The organism is Microbacterium yannicii (genome assembly GCF_024055635.1).
Lineage (GTDB): Bacteria > Actinomycetota > Actinomycetes > Actinomycetales > Microbacteriaceae > Microbacterium > Microbacterium yannicii.
In genome coordinates, this window is record NZ_JAMXMB010000036.1 from 209351 (window position 1) to 222790 (window position 13440).

Annotated in this window: 11 protein-coding genes; 6 read left to right on the forward strand and 5 right to left on the reverse strand. The window is 71.8% G+C overall.

The genetic code is table 11. The features are described 5' to 3' along the window. Positions 1 to 16: 16 nt before the first annotated feature. Entirely contained in the window at positions 17 to 1426 is a 1410-nt protein-coding gene (locus NCG93_RS15480; RefSeq protein ID WP_194412661.1) for a hypothetical protein, read from the forward strand. On the opposite strand, the gene NCG93_RS15485 is transcribed toward NCG93_RS15480, so the two are convergent. From NCG93_RS15485 to NCG93_RS15500, 4 genes are read right to left on the reverse strand one after another with little or no spacing between them, the layout of a single operon-like run. Next, complete coding sequence (locus NCG93_RS15485; protein ID WP_194412662.1) at positions 1330 to 1857, reverse strand: hypothetical protein; 528 nt, start codon at positions 1855 to 1857, stop codon at positions 1330 to 1332. The genes NCG93_RS15480 and NCG93_RS15485 overlap by 97 nt on opposite strands. Further along, on the reverse strand, positions 1842 to 2408 hold the full coding sequence (locus NCG93_RS15490) for a hypothetical protein (RefSeq protein WP_194412663.1): 567 nt from the start codon (positions 2406 to 2408) through the stop codon (positions 1842 to 1844). Before NCG93_RS15490 ends, NCG93_RS15485 begins: the two co-directional genes overlap by 16 nt. Continuing rightward, positions 2395 to 3063: a hypothetical protein gene (locus NCG93_RS15495; protein WP_194412664.1), complete on the reverse strand. Its 669-nt coding sequence runs from the start codon at positions 3061 to 3063 to the stop codon at positions 2395 to 2397. The genes NCG93_RS15490 and NCG93_RS15495 overlap by 14 nt, the downstream gene beginning before the upstream one ends. Before the next feature lie 9 nt (positions 3064 to 3072). Continuing rightward, positions 3073 to 3978: a LysR substrate-binding domain-containing protein gene (locus NCG93_RS15500; RefSeq protein ID WP_194412665.1), complete on the reverse strand. Its 906-nt coding sequence runs from the start codon at positions 3976 to 3978 to the stop codon at positions 3073 to 3075. A gap of 185 nt (positions 3979 to 4163) precedes the next feature. Here NCG93_RS15500 and NCG93_RS15505 point away from each other — a divergent pair, with 185 nt between their 5' ends. After that, positions 4164 to 7979: a proline dehydrogenase family protein gene (locus NCG93_RS15505; protein WP_194413733.1), complete on the forward strand. Its 3816-nt coding sequence runs from the start codon at positions 4164 to 4166 to the stop codon at positions 7977 to 7979. A gap of 49 nt (positions 7980 to 8028) precedes the next feature. On the opposite strand, the gene NCG93_RS15510 is transcribed toward NCG93_RS15505, so the two are convergent. Then, positions 8029 to 9057, reverse strand: coding sequence for a LacI family DNA-binding transcriptional regulator (locus tag NCG93_RS15510; protein ID WP_241741572.1), 1029 nt, complete (start codon positions 9055 to 9057; stop codon positions 8029 to 8031). A gap of 171 nt (positions 9058 to 9228) precedes the next feature. Between NCG93_RS15510 and NCG93_RS15515 the strand changes: the two genes are divergently transcribed. From NCG93_RS15515 to NCG93_RS15530, 4 genes are read left to right on the forward strand one after another with little or no spacing between them, the layout of a single operon-like run. Further along, a complete protein-coding gene (locus NCG93_RS15515; RefSeq protein WP_194412667.1) occupies positions 9229 to 10206 on the forward strand; it encodes a sugar phosphate isomerase/epimerase family protein in 978 nt (325 codons plus the stop codon). Further along, complete coding sequence (locus NCG93_RS15520; RefSeq protein WP_194412668.1) at positions 10203 to 11936, forward strand: dihydroxyacetone kinase family protein; 1734 nt, start codon at positions 10203 to 10205, stop codon at positions 11934 to 11936. Before NCG93_RS15515 ends, NCG93_RS15520 begins: the two co-directional genes overlap by 4 nt. A gap of 3 nt (positions 11937 to 11939) precedes the next feature. Next, positions 11940 to 12401 (forward strand): ribose-5-phosphate isomerase, encoded by a 462-nt coding sequence (locus NCG93_RS15525; protein ID WP_194412669.1) that lies wholly within the window; start codon positions 11940 to 11942, stop codon positions 12399 to 12401. Further along, complete coding sequence (locus tag NCG93_RS15530) at positions 12398 to 13351, forward strand: 3-hydroxyacyl-CoA dehydrogenase family protein (protein WP_194412670.1); 954 nt, start codon at positions 12398 to 12400, stop codon at positions 13349 to 13351. The genes NCG93_RS15525 and NCG93_RS15530 overlap by 4 nt, the downstream gene beginning before the upstream one ends. Positions 13352 to 13440 lie beyond the last annotated feature (89 nt).

Consider the following 13440-nt stretch of genomic DNA (forward strand, 5'->3'; position numbering starts at 1 on the left):
CCGCTAGCGTGGGGGCGTGATCGCCGTGCTCGACGTGCTCCGCACCGCGGGCCGCCTGCTGTGGCGGCACTGGCCGGCGCTGCTCGCGTGGTATGCGGCAGGGGTGCTCGGACGCTATGTCGTGATCGAGGCGGCCGGCTTCGTCGGCGCCTACAACGCCGTCGCCGGGTCCCTCCTGCTGCCCCTGGCGATCCTCTCGCGCCTGGTGGCGCTCGTCGCGATGCTCCTCGTCGTGCGGGACGGGATGCGGCAGCTGGATGCCATCTCCCCGCTGCCGGAGGACGCCGCCACGCGTCGCCGGCAGTTCGCGGACGCGCTCCTCGCCGGCATCCTGCCGTTCTTCGCCTTCTATGCGGCGTGGGGTCTCCTGCGCGAGGATGCCGCGGCGTACTCGGCGCGCGCGCTGGAGGTGAGCGCGGGGCTCAACTTCACCGCGATCGTGGACAAGACCGACCCGGCGGGCGACGGCTTGGCGGGCGCGCTGACGCTCACCCCGCTGACGTTCGCGATCGTGGTCGTCGCGTTCGCGCTGCGGTGGGTGCTGAAGCGCTATCGTCAGCGACTGCCGCGCTGGTTCGGCGTCATCGTGGTCTACCTCGAAGCGGTCTGGGTGTACTTCGCCGCCCTCGTCCTGTCTGTCGCGATCGAAGCCGTCACCGGGTGGGTGCAGACGCGGCAGGCGATGGTGTGGCTCGACGACCTCCGGGCCACCGTCTCCGCGGCGTTCGCACCGCTCGCCTGGATCTGGGAGGGCGTGGAGTGGTTGCTCGGCGAAGCCGGCGGCATCATCCTCCTTCCTCTCGCGTGGCTCGCGATCGCCGGCGTCGTGTACGGGCAGGCGGTCGCGCCCGAGCCGGTGCCCACGGATGCGCTCGGGGGCGCGGTGGCGGCGCGCGTTCGCAGCCGCTACCGCACGCTGCCGGCCCGGCTGCGTGCGCGCCTCCGTGACATCTGGGCGGACATCGCCTCGCGGTTCACCCCGATCGGCGAGGCGATCGTGCTGATGTGGCGAGCCGGCCCGGTGCTCATCGGCGGATTCGTGCTGCTCTACACCGTGCTGCTGGCCGTGCAGGGGTGGGCGGAATGGGGTCTGCTGCGCCTCATCGGCCCGCACGACCTCAACGACTTCTGGCTCGTGTTCGATCAGGCGATCTTCCTCGTCGTCCCGGTGCTCATCGAGCCCATCCGCATTGCGCTGGTGGCGGGCGGCTACGACGCCGTCATCGGCCGGCTGGTCTCGCGCCGCGCGGCCGCGGCCGCGCCCTCGAGTGCGGTCGCGCCCTCGACGGAGCAGGCGGTGCCTGCGGCACCCGCGGAATCAGAGAGCGATCACGGCTCGACGACGAAGCGGACGTTGTCGGGCCAGAGTTCGGACGAGATCACGTCCACCCCGAACGGGCCGACGGCGTCTCGCGGCACGACGTAGCGCACGTCGAGGGTGTACGGCTCGGTCAGATCCGACGAGCACGATGCCGGACGCAGCGGGTCCCAGTCCGTGGTGAGCGACGACGTGTCGGGGTCCCACTCGCGCTGCGCCCCTTCCAGCTCGCGGAGCATCGGCTCCGCGCAGGCGAGTCCCGATGCGCCGGGGTCGATATCGATCTGCACTCTGAGCACCCTGGCATTGCTCGGCGCGAGCGGGTCGTCGACGAAGTCCGCCACCGCGGGACCGACCTGCGCCTTCCCGTAGTGCGCGTCCTGCCCCGGTTCGACCACGACGGGCGCGGCCGGGACGCCGGAGTCCGCCTCGCTCCACTCGTGCCAGGCGACCGTCGCCCCCAGCGCCGGAAGGACGACTACCAGCGCGCCGAGCGCCACGGCATTCCTACGCCACCACCCGGTCACGGGTTCGCCCATCCCGTCTCGGGAAGCTCATCGCGAGGAGCCGTGGGAACCGCGTCGAGGTCGAATTCCACGACGATCATCGAATCGAGCCGCCGGTCGGAGGACAGCGCGAGCTCCAGTTCGGCGGTTCCCGAGTCCACGTCGGCCGGCAGCTCGAACGCGAGACCGCCACGCGTGGCGACGCCCGCCGACAGCGGCTGTCCGGACAGCGAGTCCGGACGTTCGCTGGCGCCGTAGCGCACGCCGTCGACAACGATCTCGGCGTGACGAAGACTCACGAGGTCCTCCGAGGTCACCGCCGCGACGTCGACATCGACGACGAGCCAGTTGCCCTCTGCCGACCAGTCGCCCGCGTGCAGTTCGGACGTCCGACGGACGTCGGTGACGGTGGCGGCGAGGTTGCGTCCGATGCCCTTCTCGCCGACGGCCACGGGCACCGGCATGGGGGCCTGGATCTGCTCTTCGCCGGGCGTGGCGAGGGCGACGAACCACGCGGCGATCACGAGACCCGCCCCGATGGACCAGGCCGCCCAACGCGGCAGTGTGCGATCAGCCCTGGCCATCGGCATCCTCCGCGTCCGCACCGGCTCCCACATCCTCGACCTCGACCATGACCACGGCGTCGCGCACCGGATCGGACCACTGCTGGCCGGTCAAGACGAACGAGCCGGTGTACAGCGACCGCGCGTAGAGCGTGACGGGCACGTCATCACCTGCCTCGAACGCGCCGCCCGGAACGACCCATGCGAAGACGATGCGCGCGGGCACATGCGGCTGCAGCCATGGTCCGAACGTCGTGTCGTCGTAGCGCACCGCACCCGTGTCGGCGGTTGCCTTGACGCCCTCGACGGTGAGTGTCGCGGCGATCCCTTCGCCGCTCGCCGCCACGGGGCGATCCCACTCGTTCTCGACGTCGACGATGATCGCGAGGACACGCTCCCACGTCTCGGGGTAGAGGCCGGCGTCAGGCAGCTCGTCGATGAGCACCGCCCGCTGCACCGTGAGCGAGCGCTCGTCCGTGACGTGCGTGTCACCCGGCTGAAGCTGGGCGATCTCGGGCGTGGCCGCGGTCGCCAGCCCGCCGAAGGCCGCCGTCGCGAGGAGGAACGCGCCCGTGGCGATGGCTGCGAACCATCGCGTCGGAACGCGATCGGTCGCGGCGCGTACCCAGGCGAACCGACGTTTCGGCTGCGCGGGGGCGGTCGGCGACTCGGACACGAGGCCAGCCTAGGGCGAGACGCGCCGGGTCTCGGATGCCGCGGGGAAGGCGTCGCGCAGTGCCCGCCGTACCTCGAGGATGCCCGCGCGAGCCCGTGAGGCCGTCCGCTGGGCGCTGAAGATCTCACGTGCGGGGTGGCCGGGCAGCTCCAGCAGGCGCACCGGAGCATGCGTGCCCGCCCAGAGCAGATCCGGCAGGACGGCGACCGCCTGCCCCGCGGCCACCAGTCGCGCGTGCGCCGACAGGTCGGCGAGCTCGTAGCGCACGTCGGGTTCGTAGCCGGCGGCTCGGCACTGCTGCACCGCCCAGAGCCGTGCCGCCGTGCCCGCGGGCTCCATCACCCAGGCCTTCTCCCGCAGGTCGATCAGCGACTGGGCGGGATCGGCGGGGCCGACGGCGAGACGGATCGGATCGGTGCCGAGCGTCTCGCGATCCAGCCCGTCGGCATGGGCGCGGGTGTGCCCTGGATACTGCTCGGCGATGACGAGGTCGACGCCCCGGGCGGTGAGCTCGAAGAGTCCGAGCTCGGGCGGCATCTCGACCAGCTCGACGCGGAGCCGTGGAGCTCTGGCGGCGACGAGGGCGAGCGCGGCGGGGACGATCGCGAGCGCCGCGGTCTGCATCACCGCGACGCGGACCGGCGCGAGACCGGGGTGCAGCGACTCGAGCTCGCCGCGGGCGTGCTCGTCGAGGTCGAGTGCGCGAGCCGCGTGGGCGGCGAGGATGCGCCCGTGCTCGGTGAGTCGCACCCGGCGGCCCTCCGGCTCGAGGAGGGTCACGCCTGCCTCCTTCTCGAGCAGCGCCAGCTGCTGCGAGATCGTCGACGGGCTGTATGACAGCGCGTCAGCCACGGCGGACAGGGTGCCGCGCAGCGCCAGCTCGTGCAGCAGCCGAAGGCGCCTCAGCTCGAACATGCCGATCCCATCGATGATCTCGAACGATACTGATCGTAGATCATCGCTATTCACGAATGAACGGATGCCGCACCCTGGAGTTCATGCAGCAAGTGGACCGCGCATCGCCTCCGGGCGCGCAGGCTGGGCACATCGAGGTGCAGGCTGGACTCACGGAGTCGATCGATGTGACGTCGGGAGTGCGAATGCGAGACGGAGCCGACCAGCGTCTGGCCGCCGAGGCGGTGGCGCTCGCGCAGCGCTGGGTGGCGGAGAGCGCCGAGGCCGAGGTGGACCCGGCGGCCGAACGGCTCGCCGGCGTGCTCAAGGATCCGAACGGCCTGCCGTTCACCATCGGCTTCGTGGACGGCGTCATGCGGCCCGAGAGCCTCTCGGCCGCGGCATCCCATCTGCACCGCGTCGCACCGCTCGTACCCGGCTTCCTGCCGTGGCACCTCCGCGGTGCCGTGCGGGTCGGCGGTGCGGTCGCCCCCGTGCTGCCGTCGCCGGTCGTGCCGATCGCACGGCGGGTGCTGCGCGGCATGGTCGGCCATCTCGTCGTCGACGCACGCCCCGACAAGCTCGGACCAGCCATTGCGGCGCTGCGCGAGAGCGGCGCGCGGCTGAACCTCAACCTGCTCGGCGAGGCCGTGCTCGGTGAGAAGGAGGCGCTGCGGCGGCTCGAGGGCATCCATGAGCTCATCCGCCGGCCCGACGTGGACTACGTCTCGGTCAAGGTCTCGGCCATCGCCAGCCACATCTCGATGTGGGCGTTCGACGAGGTCGTCGACAAGGTCGTCCAGCGACTGCTGCCGCTGTACCTCACCGCCGCGTCGGATCCTTCGGCAGGCTCAGGACAGGCCGGCTCGCAGAGCTCGCCGACCTTCATCAACCTCGACATGGAGGAGTACCGCGACCTCGACCTGACGATCGCGGTGTTCACGCGGCTGCTCGAAGATCCGAGGCTGCGTCTGCTCGAGGCGGGCATCGTGCTGCAGGCCTACCTGCCGGACGCGCTGCCGGCTCTCGAGCGGCTCACCGCATGGGCGCAGCAGCGCGTCGCGGGCGGCGGAGCACGCATCAAGGTGCGGCTCGTGAAGGGCGCGAACCTCGCGATGGAGCACGTCGACGCGATCATGCACGACTGGAGCCTCGCCACCTACGGCCAGAAGGTCGACTCGGACGCCAACTACATCCGCTGCCTGCGCTTCGCGCTGCAGCCGGCGCGCACCGCCGCCGTGCGCATCGGCGTCGCGGGCCACAACCTCTTCGACATCGCGTACGCCTGGCTGCTCGCCCGATCGCACGGGGTGAGCCTGTCGAGCGCCGCCGGCGCGTCGCCGGATGTGGAGTTCGAGATGCTTCTCGGCATGGCGCAGGGTCAGGTGCAGGCCGTCGCGCGCGAGGTCGGTCACGTGCTGCTGTACGTGCCGGTCGTGCGCCCCGACGAGTTCGACGTGGCGATCAGCTACCTCGTGCGGCGCTTGGAGGAGAACGCCTCCAGCGACAACTTCCTGTCGGCCGCGTTCGATCTGGCCGACGACCCCGCCATGTTCGAGCGGGAACGCGACCGCTTCCTCGCCTCGCTCGCGCGCGCCGACGACGACGGGCTCGCCACCGGCCCGAACCGCGCGCAGGACCGCGCCGCAGAGGCCGCCGCCGCGGCGACCGCGACCGACGCAGCGCAGGCCGTCGACCGGGCAGACTCGCCGCGCGCGCAGGCCCGCCTGCGCCGGGCTGCAGCCGCCGACGAGGCCGGCCTCACGCAGGCCGTGATCGGCATCGCCCGCTCGGCCGTGCCGGGCGACACTGCGCCGCTCGAACGAGCCGTCCCCGAGCAGGTCTTCGGCGCCGAGGCGTTCGTCGAGACCGCTGTCTTCGCACCGCGAGAGGGCGGCTTCCGGGCGTCCGGCGCCCCGGGTTTCCGGAACGCGGCAGACAGCGACCCGGCGCTGCCGGGCAACCGCGACTGGGCACGCGACATCCTGTCGCGCGTGGAGACCTCCCGCGCCGGTGACGCGACCATCGCGGCCGCCCGCGTCACCGACGAGCCGGCGCTGGAGGGGATCGTGGCGCGCGTGCGCGCCGCGGCCCCCGCCTGGGGCGCTCTGCCGGCCGCCGATCGCGCCGCCGTGCTGGCCGCCGCCGGGAAGGCCCTGGAGGCGCGGCGCGGCGAGCTCATCGAGGTCGCGGCCTCCGAGACCGGCAAGGTCTTCGCCGAGGCCGACGTCGAGGTGAGCGAGGCCGTCGACTTCGCCAACTACTACGCGGCGACGGCGCGCGAGCTCGACCGTGTGAGCGGGGCGGTCTTCGAGCCTGCGCGACTCACCGTGGTGACGCCCCCGTGGAACTTCCCGATCGCGATCCCCGCGGGCGGCGTCATCGCCGCGCTCGCCGCGGGGTCGGGGGTCGTGTTCAAGCCCGCACCGCAGGCTCGACGATGCGCCGCCGTCGTCGCCGAGGCGCTGTGGGACGCCGGCGTGCCGCGCGATGTGCTGGCGCTCGTCGACATCGACGAGGGCGGGCTCGGGCAGACGCTCCTGTCGCACCCGGACGTCGACCGGGTGATCCTCACCGGCGCATGGGAGACGGCCGCGCTGTTCCGCTCGTGGCGTCCTGACCTGCCGCTCCTCGCCGAGACCAGCGGCAAGAACGCGATGATCGTCATGCCGACCGCCGACCTAGACCTCGCCGCCGGCGACGTGATCAAGAGCGCGTTCGGACATGCGGGGCAGAAGTGCTCGGCGGCGTCGCTCGCGATCCTCGTCGGACCTGTCGGCCACTCGCAGCGCTTCGCGCGTCAGTTGGTGGATGCCGCGACCTCCCTCCGCGTGGGACCGCCGTCCGATCCGCTCAGCGAGGTCGGGCCCGTCGTCGAGGTGCCGCGCGGCAAGCTCGAGTGGGCGCTCACGACCCTCGGCGAGGGGGAGTCCTGGCTCGTCGAGCCTCGACGCGTGGACGGCCCACCGGAGTACGCCGGCCGGCTCTGGACCCCCGGCATCCGCACCGGCGTGCAGCCGGGGTCGCGCTTCCACCAGGAGGAGTTCTTCGGCCCCGTTCTCGGGATCATGCACGCCTCGTCGCTCGCGCAGGCCATCGAGCTGCAGAACGCCGTGTCGTACGGACTCACGGCCGGCCTCTACACGCAGCACCCCGACGACCTGGCCCTCTGGCTCGACCGCGTCGAAGCCGGAAACCTCTACGTCAACCGCGGCATCACCGGTGCCATCGTGCAGCGGCAGCCGTTCGGCGGCTGGAAGCGCTCGTCCGTCGGAGGCGGTGCGAAGGCCGGTGGACCCAACTACCTCGTCGGACTCGGCCGCTGGCGCGCCACCGCCGGAGTGCCGGCGTCGGCGACCCTGCACCTGCGCGGGCTCGACAGCCGCATCGCCGCGCTTATCGAGGCGGCTCAGCCGTCGCTCGGCTACGAGGCGTTCGAGTGGCTGCGCCGCGGCGCCCTCTCGGATGCGATCGCCTGGGACCGCGAGTTCGGGCAGGTCAAGGACGTCTCGGGTCTCGGCATCGAGCGCAACCTGTTCCGCTACCGGCCGATCCCGTCGGTCGCGCTGCGGGCCACGGGGGACGCCTCGTGGCAGGCGGTGCTGCGCGTGGTCGTCGCCGGCATCCGGGCGGGGTCGGCTCTGACGCTGAGCGCCCCCGTCGGGCTCCCGGCGGCCGTGCGCCGCGTGCTCGCCGACGAGGACGTCGCGGTGTACGTCGAGACGGACGAGCAGTGGCTGCAGCGCATCGCGCGGGGCGACGACCTCCTGGCGGCGGTCGCCGACGCGGACCCGGCTCCCCGGCCGTCGCGCGTGCGTCTCATCGGCCCGCCCGACTCCGTCGCGGCACTCCACGCCACGGTGGCGCGGGCGGTCGGGGGCGACCCCGACCTCGCGATCTACGACAACGAGGTCACCACCGCCGGGCGGCTCGAGCTGCTGCCGTTCCTGCGCGAGCAGTCGGTGACGATCACCGCGCACCGCTTCGGCAACCCCGACCCGTGGTCGGAGACCGTGATCTGACGGAGGGATCACGGATGCCGCGTGCCGCGGCATCCGTCCTCCTCCAGGCCTACTCGGGCGGAGTGTGGGCGAAACCTGTCGACTCGCGGCGCACGATGCGGAAGTCCGGCTTGACGGTGTCGGGCGGCCGGCGCTCGCCCTTCTCGTTGATGCGCGCGATGAGCCGGTCGACCGCGATGGCTGCGATCTCGGCGCGGCCGGTGTCGACCGTCGACATCGACGGAACCGAGTAGTTGCTCTCGTCGATGTTGTCGAAGCCGATGACGGCCACGTCGTCGGGCACACGCAGGCCCTCTTCGCGCAACGCGCGCAGCACGCCGAGGCCGAGCGTGTCGTTGAGGGCGAACACGGCGTCGAATTCGACGCCCTCACGGACCATGAGGTGGGTCGCCGCAGCGCCGCCGGCCCGGTTCCAGCGGAGCATCGCGGTCGGGCGGACCAGCGCCGGGTCGAGCGGGATGCCCGCCTGCTCGAGGGCACGGAGGTAGCCCTTCAGCCGCAGACTCGCCGAACTCGCCTCGTCGCGGCCGTGCAGGTCGGCGCCGACCAGCGCGATGCGGCGGCGGCCGATCTCGAGCAGGTGCTCGACGGCCGCCTGCGACGACGACGTGTTGTGCATGGTGACGTGATCGGTGGGTCCGCCGAAGATGCGCTCGCCGAGGAGCACGAGCGGCCCGTCGACGGCGAGCGCTTCGGCATCGTCCTGTCCGAGGCTCACGGGGCTGAACAGCAGGCCGTCGAGGAAGCGCGGGCGGTTGCCGGTGACGGCGCGCAGCTCGGCGTCGCGCTCGCCGCTCGTCTGCTCCACCATGACACCGAGGCCGCGCTTCTCGGCGGCACGGATCACCTCGTCCGCCAATTCGGCGAAGTAGTTCTCTCGCAGCGACGGCACCGCCAGCCCGATGACACCGGTGCGGCCGGACCGCAGCCCCCGCGCCGAGAGGTTGGGGCGGTAGTCGAGCTGCTCGATCGCCTCGTTGACGCGATCGCGCGTGCCGGGGCGGACGTGCGGGTAGTCGTTGATGACGTTCGACACCGTCTTGATGGAGACGCCGGCCACCCGGGCGACGTCATGCATCGTTGCCCCCATCGATGCTCCCGCCTTCCCATGTGCGATCACTGCACTCTACTGCGTTCCCGCGTCGGCGAGCGGCGTGCGCCGGGGAGCTGCGGAGTGGGTTGCAACGTCGAAATGCAACGTTGTAAAACTAGTGTATCGTGCCGGTGTGCGCGTCATGGAGGACCGACAATGCTGATGTCGAACGACTGGCCGATCGCTGCGGCGATGCTCCCGATGGGCGACGCCCATCCCGCGACCGGAGGGGCTGAGCCCAGCATCCGGTGGCTGGCGGATCTCACCGAGGTCGGCGATGCCGGCTTCACCCAGGTGGACCTGACCGACTCGTGGGTCCGCTACGGCGACCTGTCGCCCGCGCAGGCCGACGAGCTCGCCGGATGCCTGACCGCGACCGGGCTCACGGCGGCCTCGCTGTCGGCGATCCGGCGCAGCGTGATCGACGAGGAGCACGGCGCCGATCATCTGGCCTACGCGCACCGCTGCCTCGAGTTCGCGGCTCGCCTCGGGATCGGGGTGGTGTCGGTCGGGCTGCACCGGGCCCTCACCGACGCGCAGCGGGCGCAACTGTGGTTCTGGACCGTCGACGGCCATCGCGACCCGTTCGGCGATTCGGAGGCGTGGTCGCTGGCGGTGTCACGGCTGCGCGAACTGGGCCGACACGCACAGGACCTCGGCATCCTCCTCTCGCTCGAGCTCTACGAGCACACCTTCCTGGGCACGGCGGAGTCCGCCGTGCGGCTGGTCGAGGACATCGGCCTGGACGCCGTCGGCCTCAACCCCGACATCGGCAACCTCATCCGCCTCCACGAGCCCGTCGAGGACTGGCGCGTGATCGCCGAAGCGACCATGCCGTACGCCAACTTCTGGCACGTCAAGAACTACACGCGGGACGAGGATGCCGCGGGCGGCGTCATCTCGACGGTGCCGACGAGCCTGGAGCTGGGCGTCATCAACTACCGAGAAGCCGTCAAGATCGCGTTGCGCAACGGCTTCCAGGGCGTCATCTGCGTCGAGCACTACGGCGGCGACGGCCTGAGTGTCAGTGCGACGAACCGCGACTACCTTCGCGACCGCGTGCTGCCGCGTCGCGACTACGAAGCCGGACGCAGCCGGGTGCGGCAGCCGCAGCACGGGCGGGTCGCCTCATGACGCGCATCTTCGCGGACCCCGACGCCTTCGTCACCGATGCGCTCCGCGGCTTCGCCGCCGCCCACCCTGACGAGGTCGCCCTGGTCGACGGGGGCGTCGTCCGTGCCGCGCCGCTGGAGCCGGGTCGCGTGGCGGTTCTCATCGGCGGCGGCTCGGGGCATTACCCCGCGTTCGCGGGCTTCGTCGGTCGAGGACTCGCGGCCGGAGCCGTCTGCGGGAACGTCTTCACATCCCCGTCGACCGCTCAGGCCGTCCGCGTCGCCCACGCGGCCGATGCCGGCGGGGGAGTGCTCTTCACCTACGGCCGCTACGCGGGCGACGTCATCCACTTCGGCGAAGCGGAGCGGCGACTGCGCGCCGAGGGCGTGGACGCCCGCACCGTGCTCATCACCGACGATGTGGCGAGCGGTCCGCCGGATGCGCGGGACGAGCGTCGCGGCATCGCCGGGATCCTGTGCGTGTTCCACGTCGCCGGTGCGGCGGCCGACCGCGGGGATACGATCGACGAGGTGGAACGCCTCGCCGCACATGCCAACAGCCGCACGCGCAGTCACGGCGTCGCCTTCGCCGGCTGCACGCTGCCGGGTGCGACCCATCCGCTGTTCGAGGTGCCCGAGGGTCAGATGTCGATCGGGCTCGGCATCCACGGCGAGCCCGGCGTGCGGGACGTCCCCCTGCAGTCCGCGCCGGAACTCGCCGCGACCCTCGCCGAGCCGCTGCTCGCCGAACGCCCCGAGGGCTGCCGACGTGCCGCGGTCGTGCTGAACGGCCTCGGGTCGGTGAAGTACGAGGAGCTCTTCGTCCTCTTCGGCTACGTCTCCGACCACCTCGAGAGTCAGGGGATCGAGATCGTCGAGCCCGAATGCGGCGAGTTCGTGACGAGCCTCGACATGGCGGGGGTGTCGCTCACGATGCTCTGGCTCGACGACGAGCTCGAGGAGCTGTGGCGCGCACCCGCGGCGTCGCCGGCCTTCCGCAAGGGTGCGTCGGCGGCCGGCGCGCGTCCGGTGCAGCCGGCGACGCCGCCCACCATGGCCGGGACGGAGTTTCGCCGGGAGATCGTCCCGGCGACGCCCGCCTCACGTGCGGCCGCATCTACGGCCCGTCGTCTCCTCGGGGCCGCGCGCGACGCGATCGCCGTCGAGGCCGAGCATCTCGGAGAGCTCGACGCCGTCGCCGGTGACGGCGATCACGGCATCGGCATGCTGCGGGGCTTGAACGCCGCCGTCGGTGCGGCCGACGCCCTGGCCGACGCCGTCGGCGTGCGGGAGCTGTTGGAGACAGCGGGCGACGCGTGGTCGGAGACCGCCGGCGGCACCTCGGGCGCGCTCTGGGGCAGCGGACTGGCAGAGCTCGGACGAGCGCTGGGCGATCGCGAGCAGTTCCTGCCGGTGGATGCCGCGGCCGCCGTGACCGCGGCCTGCACCCGCATCGCCGAGCTCGGCGGGGCGGCACCCGGTGACAAGACGATGCTGGACGCGATGGTGCCGTTCCAGCACGCTCTCACCGCGCAGGTCGACAGCGGCGCGGACCTCGGATCCGCACTGGTCGTCGCCGCTGCGGCGGCGGAGGAAGGCGCCGCGGCCACCGCCGCGATGCTGCCGCGCCGCGGGCGGGCGAAACCGCTCGCGGAGCGCAGTCTCGGGCATCCGGACCCGGGTGCGACCTCCTTCCACGTCATCGTCGACACCGTCGCAGGCCTCGCGTCTGCGCGAGAAGAACAGGAGTGAGGCATGGGCTGGACCATCGTCGTCGGTGCCGATGACGCCGGCTACGAGTACAAAGAGGTGCTCCGGGAGATGCTGTCGGCTGATCCACGGGTGAGCAGCGTGGTGGATGTGGGTGTGGCCGGCGCCGACTCCACGCCGTATCCGCGCGTCGCCATCGAGGCGGCCACCCGCGTGGCGAGAGGTGAAGCCGACCGAGCGCTCCTCGTCTGCGGCACAGGACTCGGGGTGGCGATCGCCGCGAACAAGGTGCGCGGCATCCGCGCTGTCACCGCTCACGACGCCTACTCGGTGGAGCGTTCGGTCAAGAGCAACAACGCCCAGGTTCTGACGCTGGGCGCACGGGTCATCGGGATGGAGCTCGCCAAGAAGCTCGTCTCGGACTGGCTCGACCATCATTTCGACCCCTTGTCGGCGTCTGCCGAGAAGGTGCAGTTGATCGGGCGATACGAGGAGGGTGAGAGATGATCTCGACGGCGGCGGTTGTGGGGTCCGGCTACATGGGAGGCGGCATCGCCCAGGTGCTGGCGCTCTCCGGGCGGGACGTGGTCCTCGCGGATGCGAGTGCCGAGCTGGCCGAGACGAACCGGCAGCGCATCATCCGAGAGGCGGGCGACTACGCCGCCCGCGGGATCTTCCCCGAGGACGCCGGCGAGCGCGTCGCCGCCCGGGTGACCGCGGCGCGCTCGATCGAGGAGGCCGTCGCCGAGGTCGACTTCATCGAGGAGGCCGTGCCGGAGGTGATCGCCATCAAGCACGAGACTCTGGGACGGATCAGCCGCAGCTGTCGGGCCGACGCGCTGATCGGCAGCAACACGTCGACGATCTCCATCGGCACGCTCGCAGAGGGCGTCGACGGGGTGGAGCGCTTCCTGGGCGTGCATTTCAGCAACCCGGCCCCCTTCATCCCCGGCGTCGAGGTCATTCCGCATGCCGCCACGCGCCCGGACGCCGTGGCCGCGGTGGTGGAGCTCCTCCGTGACTGCGGCAAGGTCGGCGTGCCCATCACCGACGTCACCGGATTCGTGCTCAACAGGCTGCAGTACGCGCTGTTCGGCGAGGCGGCCCGCCTGGTGGAGGAGGGGGTGGCGACTCCCGAGGCGATCGATCTCATCGCTCGCACCACGTTCGGGTTCCGCCTGCCGTTCTTCGGGCCGTTCGCCATCGCCGACATCGCAGGCCTGGACGTCTATCAGTACTGCTATCGATCCCTCCACGGCGCCTATCCGGACCGCTTCTCCGCACCCGGCATCCTGGAGGACCACGTCGCGCGGGGAGAGCACGGGCTCAAGTCCGGCGCCGGATTCCTCGCCACCCCGCCGGAGCGCGCACCGGAGCTCGCGGCCTACCGGGACGAGGCGTACGCGGCCCTGTCGGCGCTCCTTGCCCGTCTCGGCGAGGCGCCGGTCACCTACTGACGGCAGAAGTTTCGCTCCCCACGCAGAAAATCCCGTCGGCGTCTTGACACTCGATGCGGCCGGTGGGAAAGTGTCTACAACGTTGCTCT